This is a genomic window from Rossellomorea sp. H136, from assembly GCF_056838065.1.
The window spans coordinates 3,197,795-3,217,738 of record NZ_CM166371.1 but is presented as its reverse complement, the minus strand read 5'-3'; the positions used below and the strand labels follow the sequence as shown (position 1 = coordinate 3,217,738).

The window sequence follows — 19,944 nt, the reverse complement described above, 5'->3', positions numbered from 1 at the left end:
CTTATAGCCGGGCATACTGATAAAAGCAGGAGGTGGTGCTTTTATGTCAGTGAATGATTATGTTAAATTCATAACACAAACATTTGTCCAACATTATGAAAAATCACCTCATGAACGTAAAAGTATAAAGAAGCAACGGAAAAATGAGCGAGAACCATTTCTATTTCGCTGGTTCGGGATCATCCCATATGCTTTCATGATCATGTTTAAGAAAAATAAATAAAAAACGGCTGCCATATGTGGCAGTCGTTTTTTATGTGATGAAAATGGAGTAAAGGAAATCCGCTTACTCCGATTATGATTAATTAGAATGCTGTAAATAAAAAATCCCGCCATTGATGATATCAATGGATATCTTAGGTTCATACTGCTCTTTCAATGCTTGTTGTTCCAGGAAATAGGATTCGGGCTTTTCTTCTTGACCTCCATAAAAGTGATTCAATAATTGTAAATCTTCCTCCCACGTCTTTCGTGCCTGCTCAGCCCATTCAATAGGTTCTTCTTTGATTTCTTCATACAGGAAAGTCTGAATGCGGTTCACTCCGCTTTTCGGTTTAATGATCGGTGTCAATGTGAATGAGAAATCAGGAATTTTAGGTGTCAGGTTTCTGGACATCAATGATGAATGAAAGTTTTCCTGAATGACGCCATTAATCAGGTTTAATCCGATGCTTCTAATGCTGTCTTTCTTTCGGTTAGATTGATACGAAATTTTGATATTCAAACCGAGCCATGGATGTAGAGGCGTTTGCTGACCACTCGGTGTGAGCCGGTTTTCATATAAGCGAATATACCCTGCTAAATTTCGTGTTGAATGGAAGATTTGGTGTAACCGCGGAGAACCAAAGTGAATAGGTTCTCCTTTTAAGTCTTCAGGTGCTTTATCCGGATTCGTTATAAGGGATAATGTCATCGGATTTGGAATACCTCCCGTTTTCTCAAGGTAGTGCCAGTAGAAAGGGCGGTTCATCAGCTCCTTATCCAAATCAATCGTGAGCTGGACGGTCATATGACCGTCTCCGTTCGCAACCAGATCACATCCATTAGCCACGAAGTATCTCTCAAGAAATTGATGAATTTCGTGCTGCTGCATTTGATTTCTCCTCCTTTAATTGTTCGGCAAATTGAATCATACTCGTTAAATTCTCCATTTTAATCTTCATTTCCCCTTCCGTTCTGGATGAAGAAAGAATATCGGTTACATGCTCTTCGAAGTCACGGAAATCCAGGCGGGTCAGGATTTCATCCAATTGTCCGATTACTCGTTCAAAGAGATTAATTTTTTCATAAAGAAGCTTTAATATATGTTCTTCGACCGTGTTTCTGGTAGCGAAATTGTAGATGTGAACATCCTCTGTCTGTCCAAGACGGTGGACACGACCTATTCGCTGCTCTAACCTCATAGGATTCCATGGCAGGTCAAAGTTGATCACATGATGGCAGAATTGGAGGTTGATTCCTTCCCCTCCGGCCTCAGTAGCAATTAGCACCTGTGCATGCTTTTGAAAGAGTTCACGCATCCAATCCTTTTTCCCCCGTTTAAATCCACCTCGGAAAGGTACAGAGCTTATTCCATGCTGTTTTAAGAACCATTGCAGATAGAGCTGTGTCGCCCGGTACTCTGTAAATATAATCACTTTATCATTGATCGATTGGACGATTTCCAGTGCTTTCTGAGCCTTGGAGTTCATTGTCACGTTTTCTACTTTTTTCATCAGAGTGCCAATAGTATTCTCAAAACCAGCCGTCGGAGCTTCCTTCTTCTCAAGCATGTTTTTGAGAGTATAAAATACTGCTTCACGAGAGCTGCATGCTTCTCTTTGAAGTGTTAATAGAGAGAAGGAGCTTGAATTAGCCCAGTCATCATAGTTCCCTCTGAGCAAATCGATGCTGTTATATAAATCTCTTTCAGCTTCGTTAAAATCGATTAAGACAGTCTTTACGTGCCGTTTTGTCCATTCTATACCCGTATCGCTGCGTCTATTACGAATCATCACTTTGTTAATGAGACTTTTTAAATGTTCATCCTCTTGAAGAGTACGGTCCCCCTTTTTATATCTGTCAGAAAACCCGGTTTCATTTCCGAGGTGTCCAGGCTTAAGGAGAGAAACTAGATGGAAAATCTCTTCGACACGATTTTGGATAGGTGTCGCTGTCAGCAGTAAGCAGAATTTCTTCTTTAGGTTCTGGACAAATTCATAGTTTTTTGTTTTATGATTTTTTAGTTTGTGAGCTTCATCAATAATTACCAAATCATAGTCCTGTTCATACACTTTTTCCCGATGAGGGCTTCGCTTAGCCGTATCCATGGATGAAACGACAATATCGCACTGATCCCAAACGTAACTTTTTCGTTGTGGAACAGCCGGGATGAAAAACTTACTGTTTAATTCATAGGCCCATTGAGAGACAAGGGAAGCGGGAACCAATATTAATACTTTCTTCACTAATCCTCTAATCATGTATTCTTTCAATATTATTCCTGCTTCAATGGTTTTACCTAATCCGACCTCGTCTGCAAGGATCGCTTTTCCGTTCATCGTTTCAACAACCTGCTTTGCTGCTTCAAGCTGATGGGGGAGCGGAGTGACATTTGCCAAATGTTTTGGTGCTTGCAGGCCTTCAAAGTTCGGAATTGCAAGATGATGTTCAAATTCGATGGCCAGCTTATAAAGCTCCCAATTTCCCCATGGGCCATCGTTATCAATTAAATTCTCGAGACCCTCTCCCCATTCTTCATCAAATATAACCTCAACATTCATCTGAAAAACATCTCCTTATTTCTAATAAAAATGATTGCTCAATCCTCGTATTTAATGGTAGGATGAAATTAGATTTTCTATTGTTTAAAAAACTCGAAAATCCGAACATTCACATTTACAACATTTCTTCTGTATATTTCTAGTATGACCAAATGTTTCAAGGAATATTGGCGAATGATAACAAGGGGAGAGACTGTGCATACAGCGCCGAAGGAGCAAGCACATTTAAGTGTGAATCTCTCAGGCAAAAAGACTCTTGTTGGACGCAACTCTGGAGAGTGTTTCCGTCCCGGAAACCACCAAAGGGGAAAGCCGTTCTTCGGTAAACTTTCAGGTGCAAGGACAGAGAAAACTTCTTTATGAAAAGGGGTTTTTCTGTCCTTTTTTTCATGGGATAAAACTTGGTTAAGGATTATGCATGTAAGGAAGATAAAGGGGGAAAAGTCATGTCAGAGTTAAAACAAACACCTTTATACGAAGTGTACAAAGAGTATGGAGGAAAGACCATCGACTTCGGTGGCTGGGCTTTACCAGTGCAATTCTCAAGTATTAAAGAAGAACATGAAGCGGTACGATCCCGGGCAGGACTATTTGACGTTTCTCATATGGGAGAAATTGAAGTGAAGGGTGAAGGGGCTCTTGACTACTTACAAAGAATGATGACAAATGATGTCTCCAAAGTAAAAGATGGAGGTGCTCAGTATACGGCTATGTGCTACGAAAACGGTGGGACGGTCGATGACTTATTAGTTTATAAAATAAAAGATAATGATTATTTGCTCGTTGTTAATGCGGCAAACATAGATAAAGATTTTCAGTGGCTGAAAGAACATGAAGTCGATGGCGTTGAAATCAACAACATCTCTGAACATACGGCGCAATTGGCACTTCAAGGTCCACTTGCTGAACAGGTTTTACAAAAGCTTACAAACGAACATTCACTAAGCGATATCGGATTTTTTAAATTTCAGACCGAAGTGAACATAGATGGTAAGCTTGCACTTGTTTCACGTACCGGTTACACAGGTGAAGACGGATTTGAGATTTACTGTGATGCAGGTGATGCGGCTGCAATCTGGAAGGCGATCTTAGCTGCGGGCAAGGAGCATGCTGTACTTCCATGCGGACTTGGTGCACGTGATACATTGCGTTTTGAAGCGAATCTTGCACTTTACGGACAAGAATTATCTCAATCGATCACTCCGATCGAAGCAGGGATTGGATTCGCCGTAAAAGTGAATAAAGAGGTTCCATTTAATGGTCAGGAAGTGCTGAAACAACAAAAAGATGAAGGCGCCTCAAGAAAAATCGTCGGGATTGAAATGATTGATCGCGGAATTCCACGTCATGGCTATAAAGTGTTTTCCCGTGAAGAAGAAATAGGGGAAGTCACAACCGGTACGCAATCGCCGACATTAAAGAAAAATGTTGGATTAGCATTACTCGATAATGAGTTTACTTCTTTAGATACGGAAGTACTGGTTGAAATCAGAGGGAAAAAGTTAAAAGCGAAAGTAGTAGCCACACCATTCTATAAAAGACCAAAGAAATAGGGGAGGAATGACGGTCATGAAACATCGTTATTTACCGATGACAGAGCAGGATCAAAGGGAAATGTTAGACAGCATAGGAGTAGACAACGTTAACGATCTATTTGAAGATATTCCCGAGAAGGTTCGTTTCAAAGGGGATTACAAAATCAAAGAGGCGAAGTCAGAAACGGAATTGGTAAAGGAACTGACCAAAATGGCAGCGAAGAATGCTGACCTAAAAAGTCATTCATCCTTTTTAGGGGCTGGAGTATACGACCACTACATGCCGATCATCGTGGATCATGTATTATCACGCTCTGAATTTTATACAGCTTATACACCTTATCAGCCGGAAATCTCGCAAGGAGAACTTCAAGCGATTTTTGAATTCCAAACGATGATCTGTGAGCTGACCGGGATGGATGTAGCCAATTCTTCCATGTACGATGGAGGAACGGCTCTTGCAGAAGCAGCTATGCTGAGTGCAGGGCAGACCCGTCGGAAAAAGGTACTGGTTTCAAGTACCGTGCATCCCGAATCACGTGATGTTTTACGATCTTATGCAAAAGGTCAGTATATAGAAGTGGTAGAAATCCCGCACAATAACGGTGTTACGGATGTGGAAGAACTTAAGCAATTAATGAGTAATGATATTGCAGCGGTAGTCGTTCAATATCCTAACTTCTTCGGCCGGGTAGAAGAACTAAAAGCCATCGAAGAAGTGACTCATGCCCAAAAAGCGATGTTCGTGGTTTCTTCAAACCCGCTTGCACTAGGGGCGCTTACCCCTCCTGGACAATTAGGAGCAGATATCGTCATTGGTGATGCACAGCCATTTGGTATTCCAAGTGCATTCGGTGGACCGCACTGTGGATACTTCGCCGTTAACAAAAAGCTTATGCGTAAAGTTCCAGGCCGTCTTGTTGGTCAAACGGTTGATGAAGATGGAATCAGAGGATTTGTTCTGACTCTTCAAGCACGTGAACAGCATATCCGTCGAGATAAAGCCACGTCGAATATTTGTTCAAACCAGGCATTAAATGCACTCGCTGCGTCTGTCGCCATGACGGCTCTAGGAAAACAAGGCGTCAAAGAAATGGCACTTCAGAATATCCAAAAAGCACATTATGCAAAAGAAGCCTTTAAAGCAAAAGGGTTCTCCATTGCATTTGAAGGACCATCATTCAATGAGTTTGTCGTAAAGGTAAATATGCCTGTTAGAGAAATCAATCAAAAACTTCTGAGTAAAGAAATGATCGGTGGATACGATTTAGGATTAATGGATGACAGCTTATCACAGCACATGCTAGTGGCTGTTACTGAACTTCGCAGCAAAGAAGAAATCGACGCATTCGTAGCAGAATTGGGGGATTGTCATGAATAAGCAAGATCAACCTCTTATCTTTGAATTATCTAAAGAAGGCCGTGTCGGCTATAGCTTACGTGAAATGGATGTACCACATGTGGAATTATCGGACCTCATTCCATCGGATTATATCCGTTCGGAAGAACCAGAGCTTCCAGAGGTATCTGAACTTGATATCATGCGCCATTATACGGCGTTATCAAAACGTAATCATGGCGTGGATTCCGGTTTCTATCCATTAGGGTCTTGTACGATGAAGTACAATCCGAAGGTGAATGAAAACGTGGCACGATTGAATGGTTTCGCTCATATCAATCCTCTCCAGGAAGCGGAAAGCGTTCAAGGTGCCCTTGAACTGATGTATGATCTTCAGGAGCATTTGAAAGAGATCACGGGCATGGATGAAGTGACCCTTCAACCTGCTGCCGGTGCTCATGGAGAGTGGACGGGTCTTATGATGATCCGTGCTTACCATGAAGCAAATGGCGACACTCAACGTACGAAGGTCATCGTACCGGATTCAGCTCATGGAACGAACCCTGCCAGTGCGACTGTAGCAGGTTTCGAAACGGTAACGGTAAAATCAAACGAGAATGGTTTAGTTGATTTGGAGGATCTGAAGCGTGTAGTTGGAGATGATACAGCAGCCTTGATGCTGACCAACCCGAACACTCTTGGATTATTTGAAGAAAACATTCTGGAAATGGCTGCAATCATTCATGAAGCAGGCGGGAAGCTGTATTATGATGGTGCCAATTTAAATGCCGTATTATCAAAAGCCAGACCGGGGGATATGGGATTTGATGTCGTGCATTTAAATCTTCATAAGACGTTTACAGGCCCTCACGGAGGCGGTGGTCCGGGAAGCGGTCCTGTCGGAGTGAAGGAAGACCTGATTAAATATCTTCCAAAGCCGGTCCTGGTGAAAAATGATGATAAATTCGAGTTCGATTACAACCGCCCTGATTCCATTGGCCGTGTAAAACCTTACTATGGGAACTTTGGAATCAACGTTCGTGCTTATACTTACATCAGAACGATGGGTCCGGACGGGCTGAGAGCCGTTACGGAAAACGCAGTCCTGAATGCAAATTACATGATGCGCCGCCTGGCTCCTCACTTTGACCTTCCATACGATCGTCATTGTAAGCATGAATTTGTGATCAGTGGAAGACGCCAGAAGAAGCTTGGCGTCCGTACATTGGATATTGCGAAGCGTCTATTGGACTTCGGATACCATCCACCAACGATTTACTTCCCATTAAATGTGGAAGAATGCATGATGATCGAGCCAACCGAAACAGAATCGAAAGAAACACTTGATTCCTTCATTGATGCCATGATCCAGATTGCCAAAGAAGCAGAAGAAACACCTGAAATCGTCCAGGAAGCACCTCACACAACCATCGTCAAACGCATGGACGAAACACTCGCGGCAAGAAAACCGATACTGCGTTATACAAAAGAAAGCTAAAGAATATGAAAATCCCCGCAGCCAATTGCTGCGGGGATATTTTTGAGGGACGGACCTTTGTAGTAAGGAAAGTGGGGTGGAGGTCTTTGTGGTGTGTAACGTGTATTTCAGGTGAAAAAAGAGGGGATTCGACCGATTAAAGGGAACATCATGATAGAAAGACAAGTAATCAAGCAGATAAGGTCGCTTACTCAGCAGAATAGGTGCAGAATACGTTCGTGATGGTAGGTAATCCAACGGAAGTGATAGGGAATCCAGTCGAATTACATTTAATCCCATTTGTTAATTGAGTTATGCACAATACCATTAGAACTACCAACTCCAATCCCTCCCACTACTCCCACCAATTAAAAAAGGATCGCCCCAAAGGCAATCCTTTCACATTATTTTTTATGTTTTACTTTACCTGTCCACTTTTTAAAGCCACCCTGCAATTGGTGAAGATCTCGGTACCCTTTGCGGTGAAGCATTTGAGCTGCTCTTCCGCTTCGTAGTCCGCTTTGGCAATAAAGGTATACGGGCTGGTCGGCACGGATTTCCTTTTGTCTCATTTTAATTTGTGAGAGGGGGATATTTCGTGCGCCAAGTACGTGACCGTTTTCAAATTCATTCGCTTCACGAACATCTATCAACTGAGCCTTACGATATCCTGCTCGAAATTCTTCTTCAGTCAAAGTATTCACAATTCTCTTTTGATAGAAGAACGTAAAGAGTGAATAAACAATGATTCCACCAAGTACGACTAAAAGAATATATAATCCTTCCATCATTCATGCTCCTTTCTACAAATGCGCTAACTTCTATTATATTCATGAAAGCCCCGAGAATCAAAACAAATTTATTATTTTACAGCAAACACTTTCCAATCTGTTTTTCTTTGTTTTTTCTTTTGGATTTGATAGACTAGTAACGGACTTAAATGAAGTTGGTTTTTTACATAACAAAATACAAAGAGAAGACGCAAATGAGGTATGATGCATGAAAAAAGAAACATGGAGATTCATTGACTCAGGGAATTGTTCCCCTTCTTATAATATGGCCCTTGATGAGGCGCTACTGGATTGGCATAGCGAGGGAAAGATTCCTCCCACAATCAGGTTTTATGGCTGGGATCCCGCGACGCTCTCGATCGGTTACTTCCAAAAGGTAGCAAAGGAAATCAATCTTGACGCAGTAAAAGAGCACGGACTTGGCTTTGTCAGAAGACCGACAGGAGGCAGAGGAGTTCTGCATGAACATGAATTAACGTACAGTGTCATTGTTTCAGAAGAGCACCCGGAAATGCCTAAAACCGTTACAGAAGCATACCGAGTGATTTCTGAAGGGATCTTAAAAGGATTTCAAGGACTTGGACTCGAAGCCTATTTTGCTGTTCCGAAAACAGTAGAAGAGCGGGAAGGGTTGAAAAATCCACGTTCGGCTGTTTGTTTTGATGCCCCTAGCTGGTATGAGCTGGTGGTAGAAGGAAGGAAAGTAGCTGGCAGTGCCCAGACGCGTCAAAAAGGTGTCATTCTTCAACACGGTTCCATTCTATTGGATCTTGACGAGGATAAGCTGTTCAGCCTGTTTAACTATCCATCTGACCGGGTGAAAGAGCGTATGCAGCGGGCATTTAAAAGCAAGGCTGTCGCGATGAACGAAATCAGTTCTGAAAAGGTCACCATGGATATGGCGAAGGAAGCGTTCAAAAAAGGTTTTGAAGAAGGATTGAATATCCACCTGGAACCATATGAACTTTCTAATGAGGAAACACAATATGTTGTGGACCTTGCCGGGACCCGTTACGAATCAGATGACTGGAACTTTAAGCGTTAAAAAATTTTTTTGTAGAATTAAAGCGATGCTTGTCGCTTTTTTCCTATTTTACCAACTATTACGCCACTTGGATTTATATCAAGTTCTAAATTAATAGAAATGGTCGAAGTATTATATGATTTTCTATTATTTCCTCCTGTTTTCTATTTTTATTGGCTTATTATCCGTTTGACAAACAAATGATCTATTGACCATAAACACAATATGTGGTGTGTCGAATAATTTTTTACACACTATATGTTGTGTTTATTTATTGCTTTTCTAATAGAGCTATGATATCGTATTACTTGATATTAGACATCAAAGTAAACAACAAACAAATGAATGATTTGAGATAGAAGGAGTTGTCTTTATGACTGTTGCGTCGAAAAACACAATGAAATTAAACATCGAAAGATTAAATCAGGATATCGGATTATTTCCTCAAGTACATCCCATAACCCCAGATATGAATACTACACACAAAGGTGTATCCCGTCTTGTCATGATTGATCGCTATTCTTTCAAAGACACGGAAAAGATCACTCTTTCTGAAGGGGATTTCGTGGTCCTCACCATAAAAGAAGATCCTAAATTCCCTGCAAGAGGATTAGGTTATATTTCGAGCATCGACTGGGAAACGAAGAAAGTAGATGTTTGGATCGAAGAAGAGTACAGAAGTGCCATCGACAAGCCGGAAGAAATGGAAACGGGTATCGTCTCAAGAACACTTGATGTAATCGAAAAGCCACTGGAAGTCTACTACGAACAAATTGCGAAGCGTAACGCAACAGGCTTGGCAGAAGTGGAAGAAACTCCTGAAAAGAGACAAGTTTGGTTTGAAAAGTTCTATCATGAATTGGTGAACCTGCATTTTGTTCCTGCCGGACGCGTGCTTTACGGAGCGGGTGCAGGCACGGACGTAACGTACTTCAACTGCTACGTGATGCCTTTCGTACAGGATTCTCGTGAAGGAATTTCGGAACATCGCAAGCAGGTGATGGAGATTATGAGCCGAGGCGGGGGTGTCGGAACGAACGGATCGACTCTTCGTCCGAGAAATACCCTGGCTAAAGGTGTGAACGGTAAATCCTCCGGTTCGGTTTCCTGGCTGGATGACATCGCTAAATTGACTCATTTGGTTGAGCAGGGTGGATCAAGACGTGGGGCACAAATGATCATGCTTTCAGATTGGCATCCCGATATTATCGAATTCATTATTTCTAAAATGCAAAACCCGCGTATTTTACGTTATCTTCTTGAAAATACAGAAGATGAAACGATTAAAAAAGCAGCACAGGATAAGTTGAAATTCACACCTCTGTCAGAACAAGAGGAAGCGATGTATCAAGGTATCCTAAATTATAGACAAATCCCTGGCTACGGTGGATTTGATGCGAAAATCCTTAAGAATGCAGAAGAAAAGCTCCGTACAGGCGGTACGTACAGCGTCCATAATTCAGAATTCCTGACAGGTGCGAATATCTCGGTTTGCCTGACAAGCGACTTTATGGAAGCCGTTGAAAACGACCGTGAATATGAACTGCGCTTCCCTGATGTGGAAACTTATAACGAAGAGCAAATGAAATTCTATAATGAAGAATGGCACAACGTGGGTGATGTCCGTGAGTGGGAAAAGCTTGGCTACAAAGTGCGTACTTACCGTAAGATCAAAGCGAAAGAGCTTTGGAATCTTATCAACGTTTGTGCAACATACTCTGCGGAGCCTGGAATCTTCTTTATTGATAACGCGAATGATATGACGAATGCGAAGGCATATGGTCAAAAGGTAGTTGCTACGAACCCATGTGGTGAACAACCTCTTGCTCCATATTCCGTGTGTAACCTGGCAGCTGTCAACCTTGCTCAGTTTGCCAATAAAGAGACGAAAACCGTTGATTTTGAAAAATTGAAGCGTACCGTTGAAGTGGGTGTGCGCATGCAGGACAATGTCATCGATGCGACTCCGTACTTCCTCGAAGAAAACAAAAAGCAGGCCCTTGGTGAGCGACGTGTTGGCCTTGGGGTAATGGGTCTTGCAGACTTGTTGATTTACTGTGAAAAAGAATACGGTTCTGAAGAAGGCAACAGACTTGTGGATGAAGTATTTGAAGTCATCGCAACAACGGCTTATCGTGCATCCGTTGAATTATCCAAGGAAAAGGGAAGTTTCCCATTCCTTACTGGAAGTACCGACGAAGAAACGAAAGCTTTACGAAAAGCGTTTGTGGAAACAGGTTTTATGAAGAAAATGCCTGAGGATGTACGGGACGACATTCAACAGTTCGGGATTCGAAACTCTCATCTATTGACCGTTGCACCAACAGGTTCAACAGGTACGATGGTTGGAGTATCTACTGGTCTTGAACCTTATTTCTCATTCACTTATTACAGAAGTGGTCGTCTTGGTAAGTTCATTGAAGTGAAAGCGGATATTGTAGAGGATTACTTGAAGAGAAATCCGGATGCAGATGCTGACAAACTTCCAGAATGGTTTGTTTCTTCCATGAGCTTGGAGCCAAAAGCACATGCAGATGTCCAATGTGTGATTCAAAATTGGATCGACAGCTCTATTTCGAAAACGGTTAATGCCCCTCGTGGTTATACGGTTGGGCAAGTAGAAAAAGTGTATGAGCGACTTTATAAAGGCGGAGCAAAAGGTGGAACCGTCTACGTTGACGGAAGCCGTGATTCACAAGTTCTTACCCTCAAAGCAGAAGAAAACAGCTTTGATGAAGAGGACGAACAGGAACAAAACGACATTCCTACATCGAAAAAGCCGATCGTATTAGTTGATACGATTCAGGACGTACGTTCAACAGACGTGACCATTGGTTCTGAAGTCGGGAATACTTGTCCGGTCTGCCGTAAAGGGACGGTAAAAGATATGGGTGGCTGTAATACTTGTACAAACTGCGGCGCTCAGCTGAAATGCGGTCTATAATAAATGAAGAAAGTTAGGAGGGGACAGGTTCCCTTCCTATTTTTTTAGTCTAAAACCCTTCATTGTGAATTAAAGATGTAGTAATAGACATTGAAGGAGTGGGGCCTTTGGACATCGATGGTGTTTTTTCAGGTGGAGGCATAAAGGGGCTCGCGTTGATTGGGGCATATCAAGCATTAGAGGAGAAGGGCTACAAATTTAAGAGGCTTGCGGGAACAAGTGCCGGAGCGGTGATTGCAGCATTTATTGCTGCCGGTTATTCGAGCAGGGAGCTCCTCAAAATCATGGATGATATTGAATTTAGTAAATTGATGGACTCAAACGCGATCATCTCTCTCCCTATTATAAAATGGTTTCGGGTATACTATCGTTTAGGTTTATATAAAGGAGTGGCACTTGAAAGCTGGGTGGAAGAGAAGCTGAAAGCAAGAGGAATTTATACGTTTGCCGATTTACCACCTCATTCACTCCGGGTGATCGCTTCAGATTTATCAAATGGCAGACTATTGGTTCTTCCAGATGATCTTGAGAAGTACGGCATAGCGAAAGAAACCTTTCCTGTTGCCAGGGCGATACGAATGAGTGCGAGTCTTCCTTACTTCTTCGAACCTGTAAAGCTGCGATCTTTAGAAGGAATAAGTTTCATGGTGGATGGCGGGGTGCTCAGTAACTTTCCTATTTGGCTTTTTGATCGGGAAAATTTGAAAAAGGTGAGACCGGTCATCGGGGTGAAGTTAAGTCACGATCTAGTCGGAAAGCCAAAAAAACAAATCAGAAATGCAATTGATATGTATGAAGCCCTCTTTACTACGATGAAAGATGCACATGATTCAAGATACATTTCAAGAAAACTTGAAAAAAACATCATCTTTATTCCGACTGAAGGTGTGCTCACGACCGAATTCGGATTAACGCCGGAAAAAAGAGCAGAGCTCATTCAATACGGAAAATCAAAAGCGGAAGCATTTCTACAAAAATGGCCGTATTAATAAAACAATCGAGCTCCTAAAATGAGGCTCGATTGTTTTTCTTATTCTTTTTTCCTTCAATTACGGTAAGGTTGGCATTGGATTTCTTTCGTATCGAACGTTTCTTTGAGGCGTTTGATACTTGAGGCTTACTTGGAGATTTTTTCTTATGCCGCCTCTTTGATTGTTTGGCTGCTTTAAGAAACGCTCTCTGTTCATTACTATTACCAGCCCGCCTTCCGCTGAACCATCTTCGGTAAATGAAGTAGATAATTCCGATCACAGCTGCAGTAACAAGTAATTGTTTTACTAGCCCTAAGGGATTTCCGAATAGGGAAGTTAAGAGCCCTACAATAGCTAACAATATTAATGTGATAACAAAGATATTACGAGCGTTCAACAAAGCCACCTCCTTACAATACAATCCATTATACATATCTATACTATTATTCTAGACAATTTCCTTGTTATTTAACCATATTAGTTATCGATTTTCTTTAAATATTAATCAAATTAATTTTTTGAACTTGGAAAGATACTATCTATTTTACTAAAAAATCAATCAAAGGACTAGAGATAGGTTTTTTCATCCATTTTTCCTCATCATACACAGATGAAAAATAAGTAAAACCATGCAAATGTTTAAACCAATGGGACATACTACGAATGGAGGTGTTACAGATGGCTGAACAAAAGGGACAACATGAAAAGATTCAGGATGGAACAGAAGAAAGCAAGGAGAATCCACGTTTAGAGCAGAATCAGAGTGAAAAACCACTATCGTTCATGGCGATGGTTGTAGTGACGGGCTTTATAGGTGGGATGTTATGGAGTTCAATTGCCTACATTTGTTACTTTTTTTCCTTTACGAAAATCGAGCCAAATATAATATTTGAGCCGTGGGCGGTTGGTGACTGGGTGGACAAATGGATTGGTATCGTTCTTTCCATAGTGGCTTACGGAGTGATTTCTATAGGTGTGGCTCTCATTTATTATGGTTTATTACGAAAATTCAAGTCTATGTGGGTTGGGGCTGCCTACGGCGTAGCGTTATACTTAGCATTCTTTTTACTGCTCAATCCGCTCTTCCCGAGCATTGAATCCTTTACATCCATTGATTATCACACTTTGATCACAACCTTCTGCCTGTATATTTTGTATGGCGTATTTATCGGCTATTCGATTTCTTATGAAGAAAATGAATTGAGACATCAGAATGAGAAAGAAAAATCAGGGGAAGTTTCACATTAACAAATCCTCATTATCAGACAATTATGTAGGTATAGGAATAAGGTTTGTGTTAGAATGTTCATGATGAACATTCTATTTTTTTAGGGGTTTATATATGATGAAAATCTTGCTTTTAAATGGTCCTAACTTAAATAGGCTGGGGAAGCGTGAACCTGATATTTATGGACATGTTACCTTGCCGCAACTTGAGGGGAAGCTTTCGAAACAAGCAGAAGGTGAAGGCTTTCAACTCTTTTCAGCTCAATCGAACCATGAAGGGGATATGATTGATTATATACACAAGGCAGAGGATGAAGGATATGGGGGAATCATCCTGAATCCCGGTGCTTTTACACACTACAGCTATGCGATTAGAGATGCAGTGGCTTCGGTATCAGTACCGGTAGTGGAAGTGCATATATCAAATATACATGCCCGGGAAGCGTTTAGACATCATTCTGTCGTGGCAGCTGAAACGGTTGGCCAGATCGTTGGATTTGGACTGTTTGGTTACGAGTTGGCTTTACAAGCGATCATAAAGAACATTAAGGGAGTGGAATTGGATGAAAATTGAACGATTAAGAGAGACTTTTTCAGAAAACGAACTTGACGGGATCTTACTTACAAGTACTTACAACCGTCGGTACATGACAAACTTTACTGGTTCATCAGGCGTTGTTCTGATTTCTAAAGATAAAGCGTTATTCATAACAGATTTCCGTTACATCGAGCAAGCAACCGAGCAGGCTGGCGATTTTGAAATCGTCCAGCATACTGGACCCATCCATGAGGAAGTAGCGAAACAAGTGAAAAACCTGGGGATTAATAAATTGGGCTTCGAGAAGAACTACATGACATTTAGTGCGTATGAAAGCTATCGTGAAGTGCTTGAAGCAGAACTTGTACCGGTATCCGGGCTGGTAGAAAAGTTACGCTTGATTAAGACACCTGAAGAGCTTAAGATAATTAAGGATGCGGCGGATATTGCCGATGCAGCATTTAAGCATATATTAGATTTTATTAAACCGGGTGTGACAGAGTTAGAAGTTTCCAATGAATTAGAATTCTTCATGAGAAAAGCGGGAGCGACATCTTCATCTTTTGATATCATCGTTGCTTCAGGTAATCGTTCTGCACTTCCTCATGGGGTTGCCAGTGATAAAGTCATTGAAAAAGGTGATTTTGTAACGTTGGATTATGGTGCATACTATAAAGGATATTGCTCCGATATGACACGTACCTTATCTGTAGGAGAACCAAGTGAGAAATTGAAAGAGATCTATGACGTCGTTCTACAATCACAGCTTCTGGCCATGGAAAAAATCAAGCCTGGTATGACAGGTAAAGAAGCAGATGCTATTGCACGTGATTACATAACAGAAAAGGGTTATGGAGAGTATTTCGGACATTCACTGGGACACGGAATCGGCCTTGAAGTCCATGAAGGACCAGGATTGTCCTCCCGTTCCGATGTGGTACTGGAGCCTGGAATGATCGTAACGGTTGAACCGGGTGTCTATGTTCCAGGTGTTGGCGGTGTTCGTATTGAAGATGATACACTCATAACAGAAGATTCCAATGAAACACTGACACATTCTACAAAAGATCTAATCATTCTACCATTGTAGTCCTAAAGACAGGTCTACTAGACAATAGGAGGAAATAAATATGATTTCAGTAAATGATTTTCGTACAGGTTTGACGATTGAAGTCGATAACGGGATTTGGCGAGTAATCGATTTCCAACACGTTAAACCAGGTAAAGGGGCAGCATTCGTTCGCTCTAAACTTCGTAACCTGCGCACAGGTGCCATCCAGGAAAAGACGTTCCGTGCAGGAGAAAAGGTAGGAAAAGCTCAAATCGATAACCGAAAAATGCAATACCTGTATGCTAATGGTGACATGCATGTATTCATGGACAATGAGAGCTACGATCAAATCGAACTTCCTGCTTCTTCCATCGAATATGAATTGAAATATCTGAAAGAAAACATGGAAGTGTCCATCATGATGTACGGAGGAGAAACTCTTGGAGTAGAGCTTCCTAACTCAGTTGAATTAAAAGTAACTGAAACAGAACCGGGCATTAAAGGCGATACAGCTTCCGGTGGTTCAAAACCTGCTACAGTGGAAACAGGATTAGTGGTTAACGTACCGTTCTTCGTCAACGAAGGAGACACATTAATCATTAATACAACGGACGGATCTTACGTATCACGTGGATAAATAATGTGAAAAGCCTGAACGGGATTACTCTCGTTCAGGCTTTTTTTATTTGGCGATGGGGTCTTTGTCGCGCTATGTATTGGTTTATCTGCCATTAGTCGAAATTCGACATCCCCCTCACTCCAAACCAAAGCTCCCAATACCCACCACAAATCTTCCAACTCTAATGTCATAATCTCTTGCTACTAGAATACATTGTATTATCGGGAAGCATGTACGAAGGTTCATTTATCGTCTTCCTACATTCCGAAGTGGAACAAGATTAGGAGGTACCTATATGCAAGAAGTTCTAGCCTTACTACCCAGCACTATTTCTGACAAAGTCCTGACCCTTCCACAAGACCTTATTGACCGAATTGAAGAAATTAGGGTTCGTACCAACCGTGTGTTGGAGGTCACGGCCAGGGGGAAGCCATATTTTCTTCCTTATACCGTTACCGAGGAAGATAGCGAACAGCTCATAAACAAACTATCCCGGCATTCGTTTTATACATTAGAAGAGGAACTGAAGAGAGGATATATCACAATAGAAGGCGGACATCGTGTTGGCCTTGCAGGAAAGGTAATTCTAGAAGGCGGTGTGGTAAAAGGAATCCGTAATCTGTCCTCATTTAACATTCGGATTGCAAGACAAAAGCTTGGCATATCTGATTCTATTTTTCCATATGTTTATGATGCTGGATGGAAGCATACGATGATTATCGGCTCACCTCAAACAGGGAAGACGACATTGCTTAGAGATCTCGCACGTATGATTTCGACGGGCGTTCCTGAAAAAAATATCCCCCCTTTTAAAGTAGGAATTGTCGATGAACGGTCCGAAATTGCCGGCTGTGTAAACGGAATTCCTCAGCTGATGTTTGGACCGAGAGTGGACGTGCTGGATGCATGTCCGAAGGCTGAAGGTATGATGATGCTGATACGCTCCATGAGTCCAGACGTCCTGATTGTGGATGAGATTGGTCGCGTGGAAGATGGTCAAGCTATCCAGGAAGCCGTTAATGCCGGTATTACCCTTGTGATGACGACTCATGGATTTACATTTGGTGAAGTAGCGAAGAGACCAGTTATCAAGGACATTGTGAATCTTCAAACCATTGAGCGGTTTGTTGAATTAAGGAGAGGGGATGAGCCTGGTAAAGTTCATGAGGTGTGGAATGAACACGGTCAATCTCTTCTGAAAAAAGCGGGTGTGACATAAATGATTAAACTAATCGGTGCTGTTTTCATCCTGCTTTCTACTTCCTGGGCAGGTTTCGAAGCGGCAAAATATTTAACGGAAAGACCAAGGCAGCTTCGGTTGTTGAAGGTGGCCCTTCAGTCATTGGAAGCAGAAATTACGTACAGCCATACCCCTTTGCATGAAGCAACCAGAAAGATTTCCAAGCAGCTGCAAAAACCTGTTTCATGGTTCTTTGAAACGTTCTCAAAGAAATTAACGGAGCAGGAGATCTCAGTGAAAAAAGCGTGGGAGGAAAGCCTGAATGATATTTGGAAATTAACGGCTTTTAAGACAGGGGAATACGAAATCCTGAAACAATTTGGAGAAAACCTGGGCAAACACGACATGATGACCCAGCAGAAGCATATTCAGTTAGCGTTAACACACCTGGAAAGAGAAGAATCAGAGGCGATAGAAAAGCAGAGAAAATATGAAAAGATGACGAAAAGCTTGGGGTTTTTGTCAGGTTTATTATTGATCATCCTATTACTCTAACGATGCTTCATAGGTCAATACTTTTATACATGCCAATCGCTTGCGAGAACAGCTTTTAGAAACCAGGAGGGAAATGAATATGGGAATTGATGTGGATATTATTTTCAAGATCGCAGGGGTGGGGATTGTAGTGGCCTTTTTGCATACGATTTTAGATCAGGTAGGGAAGAAAGAATATGCACAGTGGGTTACATTGTTTGGGTTCATCTATATTTTGTTTATGGTGGCCTCGATTGTCGATGATCTGTTCCAGAAGATTAAATCGGTCTTCTTATATCAAGGTTAGAGGGGGCGTCCGCGATTGAAATCATTCAAATTGTTGGTATAGCACTGGTTGCGACCTTTCTGGCTTTGATTGTGAAAGAGCAGAAACCAAATTTTGCTTTTTTGCTTATTGTGTTTGTAGGATGTTCAATTTTTTTATTTCTGATCGATCAAATATACTCCATCATTCATATGATTGAGAAGCTTGCTGCGAATGCAAATGTGAATATGGTGTATGTAGAAACCATTCTCAAAATTATCGGCATCGCCTACATAGCGGAATTCGCTTCTCACATTACAAAAGATGCCGGACAGGGAGCGCTTGCCGCGAAAGTGGAGCTTGCAGGGAAAATCTTGATTTTAGCAATGGCGGTACCTATTCTAACAGTAATTATCGAAACAATTATTAACATGATCCCAACTGGATAAGCGAAACGTTAAGAGGTGGAAAAAATTGTTGCAAATATATCGAATACTCGTCATAGCACTTGTCATTTTTTTCGTAGGAGCCTCCGGTGGACAAGCTGAAGAAGGGGAGGAACAGAATCCGCCCGATTCGACGATTCAACAGCAAATGATCGATCAGCAGTTAGATCAATTAGGAATCGAAGAATTAAAAGGATTCTGGAACAGTATCGTGGATCAATACGGTGGCTATCTCCCTGAAAGTCAAAAGGGCAGTTTGGTTGATTTTATCAAAGGTGAAAAAGAGTTTTCCTTTAAAGCATGGTTTGGTGGAATCTTCAAATTCGCCTTCCAGGAGCTTGTGATGAATGGGAAGCTATTAGGAACACTGATTATGCTTACGATTTTCAGTATGTTTCTTCAATCCCTGCAGAATGCGTTCGAAGGAGGAAGTGTCAGCAAGGTTGCTTACAGCATTGTGTTCATGGTGTTGATCATCATCGCCCTTAATAGTTTTCACGTGGCGATTGATTATACCCGGGATGCCATTTCCACTATGATTCACTTCATCATTGCCCTCATTCCTCTAATGTTAGCTCTTATTGCCGCCTCAGGAGGAGTTGTATCCGCAGCGTTTTTCCATCCTGTGATTATCTTTTTAATGAACACAAGCGGTTTATTGATCCAAAATGTCGTTCTCCCCCTGCTATTTCTGGCTGCGCTATTAAGTATCGTAAGTACCCTTTCCAGTCATTATAAAGTGACGCAGCTGGCACAGTTATTGCGAACATGGAGTATCGGGTTATTAGGGGCCTTTATGACCGTTTTCCTTGGTGTTATATCCGTGCAGGGAGCCACGGCAGCGGTGACAGATGGGATTACCATTCGAACAGCGAAATTTGTTACTGGAAATTTTGTACCTGTGATCGGCAGAATGTTCACAGATGCGACGGATACAGTGATCAGCGCTTCCGTTCTTTTAAAGAACACGGTGGGAATCGCTGGTGTGGCCATTGTTCTGATCATTGCAGCTTTTCCTGCAATCAAAATCCTCATGATTGCGTTTATTTATAAATTAGCCGCCGCCCTCCTGCAACCCCTAGGGGGCGGACCGGTGATAGAATGTCTCGATATCATTGCTAAAAGTGTAATTTATGTCTTTGCGGCCCTTGCCATTGTGTCCTTTATGTTCTTTTTGAGTCTTACCGTCATCATCGCGGCAGGAAATATCACGATGATGATGCGATAAAGAGGAAGGAGTA

At 41.8% G+C, this 19,944-nt stretch carries 21 protein-coding genes and 2 riboswitches; of the genes, 16 read left to right on the top strand and 5 right to left on the bottom strand.

Annotated elements, in window-relative coordinates:
- The first annotated feature begins 43 nt into the window (after positions 1–43).
- Positions 44–223, top strand: coding sequence for a YqzE family protein (locus ACYH0O_RS16470; protein WP_044340022.1), 180 nt, complete (start codon positions 44–46; stop codon positions 221–223).
- A gap of 78 nt (positions 224–301) precedes the next feature.
- On the opposite strand, the gene ACYH0O_RS16465 is transcribed toward ACYH0O_RS16470, so the two are convergent.
- Together ACYH0O_RS16465 and ACYH0O_RS16460 are read right to left on the bottom strand one after the other, a co-directional pair.
- Positions 302–1,093: a YqhG family protein gene (locus ACYH0O_RS16465; RefSeq protein ID WP_482629557.1), complete on the bottom strand. Its 792-nt coding sequence runs from the start codon at positions 1,091–1,093 to the stop codon at positions 302–304.
- Positions 1,062–2,762, bottom strand: coding sequence for a DEAD/DEAH box helicase (locus tag ACYH0O_RS16460; RefSeq protein WP_482629556.1), 1,701 nt, complete (start codon positions 2,760–2,762; stop codon positions 1,062–1,064). The genes ACYH0O_RS16465 and ACYH0O_RS16460 overlap by 32 nt, the downstream gene beginning before the upstream one ends.
- Before the next feature lie 174 nt (positions 2,763–2,936).
- Positions 2,937–3,028: riboswitch (glycine riboswitch) on the top strand.
- 3 nt (positions 3,029–3,031) lie between these two features.
- Positions 3,032–3,110, top strand: a riboswitch (glycine riboswitch).
- Between the two features lie 98 nt (positions 3,111–3,208).
- Here ACYH0O_RS16460 and gcvT point away from each other — a divergent pair.
- Genes gcvT through gcvPB form a run of 3 tightly spaced genes read left to right on the top strand, consistent with a single transcriptional unit; the run spans position 3,209 to position 7,134 of the window.
- Positions 3,209–4,315 (top strand): glycine cleavage system aminomethyltransferase GcvT, encoded by a 1,107-nt coding sequence (gene gcvT, locus ACYH0O_RS16455; RefSeq protein ID WP_482629555.1) that lies wholly within the window; start codon positions 3,209–3,211, stop codon positions 4,313–4,315.
- Between the two features lie 16 nt (positions 4,316–4,331).
- Positions 4,332–5,678 (top strand): aminomethyl-transferring glycine dehydrogenase subunit GcvPA, encoded by a 1,347-nt coding sequence (gene gcvPA / locus ACYH0O_RS16450; protein ID WP_482629554.1) that lies wholly within the window; start codon positions 4,332–4,334, stop codon positions 5,676–5,678.
- A complete protein-coding gene (gene gcvPB / locus ACYH0O_RS16445; protein ID WP_482629553.1) occupies positions 5,671–7,134 on the top strand; it encodes an aminomethyl-transferring glycine dehydrogenase subunit GcvPB in 1,464 nt (487 codons plus the stop codon). The genes gcvPA and gcvPB overlap by 8 nt, the downstream gene beginning before the upstream one ends.
- Before the next feature lie 187 nt (positions 7,135–7,321).
- On the opposite strand, the gene ACYH0O_RS16440 is transcribed toward gcvPB, so the two are convergent.
- Both ACYH0O_RS16440 and ACYH0O_RS16435 read right to left on the bottom strand, forming a co-directional pair.
- Positions 7,322–7,453, bottom strand: a complete 132-nt coding sequence (locus tag ACYH0O_RS16440; protein WP_482629552.1) for a hypothetical protein — start codon at positions 7,451–7,453, stop codon at positions 7,322–7,324.
- A gap of 64 nt (positions 7,454–7,517) precedes the next feature.
- Positions 7,518–7,901, bottom strand: coding sequence for a rhodanese-like domain-containing protein (locus ACYH0O_RS16435; protein ID WP_044340028.1), 384 nt, complete (start codon positions 7,899–7,901; stop codon positions 7,518–7,520).
- 211 nt (positions 7,902–8,112) lie between these two features.
- On the opposite strand from ACYH0O_RS16435, the gene ACYH0O_RS16430 reads away from it, so the two are divergent.
- From ACYH0O_RS16430 to ACYH0O_RS16420, 3 genes are all read left to right on the top strand, one after another.
- Positions 8,113–8,949: a lipoate--protein ligase family protein gene (locus tag ACYH0O_RS16430; protein WP_482629551.1), complete on the top strand. Its 837-nt coding sequence runs from the start codon at positions 8,113–8,115 to the stop codon at positions 8,947–8,949.
- 352 nt (positions 8,950–9,301) lie between these two features.
- Positions 9,302–11,872 (top strand): vitamin B12-dependent ribonucleotide reductase, encoded by a 2,571-nt coding sequence (locus ACYH0O_RS16425; protein WP_482629550.1) that lies wholly within the window; start codon positions 9,302–9,304, stop codon positions 11,870–11,872.
- 107 nt (positions 11,873–11,979) lie between these two features.
- On the top strand, positions 11,980–12,861 hold the full coding sequence (locus tag ACYH0O_RS16420) for a patatin-like phospholipase family protein (RefSeq protein ID WP_482629549.1): 882 nt from the start codon (positions 11,980–11,982) through the stop codon (positions 12,859–12,861).
- 16 nt (positions 12,862–12,877) lie between these two features.
- Here ACYH0O_RS16420 and ACYH0O_RS16415 read toward each other — a convergent pair whose 3' ends face one another.
- The gene (locus tag ACYH0O_RS16415; protein ID WP_324744507.1) at positions 12,878–13,240 is read right to left on the bottom strand and encodes an SA1362 family protein; all 363 of its coding nucleotides are present in this window, start codon (positions 13,238–13,240) and stop codon (positions 12,878–12,880) included.
- A 281-nt stretch (positions 13,241–13,521) separates the two neighbouring features.
- Between ACYH0O_RS16415 and ACYH0O_RS16410 the strand changes: the two genes are divergently transcribed.
- From ACYH0O_RS16410 to spoIIIAE, 9 genes are all read left to right on the top strand, one after another.
- Positions 13,522–14,091, top strand: a complete 570-nt coding sequence (locus ACYH0O_RS16410) for a YqhR family membrane protein (RefSeq protein WP_482629548.1) — start codon at positions 13,522–13,524, stop codon at positions 14,089–14,091.
- 94 nt (positions 14,092–14,185) lie between these two features.
- Positions 14,186–14,644: a type II 3-dehydroquinate dehydratase gene (aroQ, locus tag ACYH0O_RS16405; RefSeq protein WP_482629547.1), complete on the top strand. Its 459-nt coding sequence runs from the start codon at positions 14,186–14,188 to the stop codon at positions 14,642–14,644.
- Positions 14,634–15,698, top strand: a complete 1,065-nt coding sequence (locus ACYH0O_RS16400; RefSeq protein ID WP_482629546.1) for a M24 family metallopeptidase — start codon at positions 14,634–14,636, stop codon at positions 15,696–15,698. Before aroQ ends, ACYH0O_RS16400 begins: the two co-directional genes overlap by 11 nt.
- Before the next feature lie 40 nt (positions 15,699–15,738).
- On the top strand, positions 15,739–16,296 hold the full coding sequence (gene efp / locus ACYH0O_RS16395; RefSeq protein WP_034757996.1) for an elongation factor P: 558 nt from the start codon (positions 15,739–15,741) through the stop codon (positions 16,294–16,296).
- A 277-nt stretch (positions 16,297–16,573) separates the two neighbouring features.
- Complete coding sequence (gene spoIIIAA, locus ACYH0O_RS16390) at positions 16,574–17,497, top strand: stage III sporulation protein AA (protein ID WP_482629545.1); 924 nt, start codon at positions 16,574–16,576, stop codon at positions 17,495–17,497.
- Entirely contained in the window at positions 17,498–18,013 is a 516-nt protein-coding gene (gene spoIIIAB / locus ACYH0O_RS16385) for a stage III sporulation protein SpoIIIAB (RefSeq protein ID WP_149157746.1), read from the top strand. It abuts the gene before it with no gap.
- A gap of 79 nt (positions 18,014–18,092) precedes the next feature.
- Positions 18,093–18,299 (top strand): stage III sporulation protein AC, encoded by a 207-nt coding sequence (gene spoIIIAC / locus ACYH0O_RS16380; protein WP_034758004.1) that lies wholly within the window; start codon positions 18,093–18,095, stop codon positions 18,297–18,299.
- A 14-nt stretch (positions 18,300–18,313) separates the two neighbouring features.
- Complete coding sequence (gene spoIIIAD / locus ACYH0O_RS16375; protein ID WP_172655798.1) at positions 18,314–18,706, top strand: stage III sporulation protein AD; 393 nt, start codon at positions 18,314–18,316, stop codon at positions 18,704–18,706.
- Positions 18,707–18,734: 28 nt separating this feature from the next.
- Positions 18,735–19,931, top strand: a complete 1,197-nt coding sequence (gene spoIIIAE, locus ACYH0O_RS16370; protein WP_482629544.1) for a stage III sporulation protein AE — start codon at positions 18,735–18,737, stop codon at positions 19,929–19,931.
- Positions 19,932–19,944: the final 13 nt, after the last annotated feature.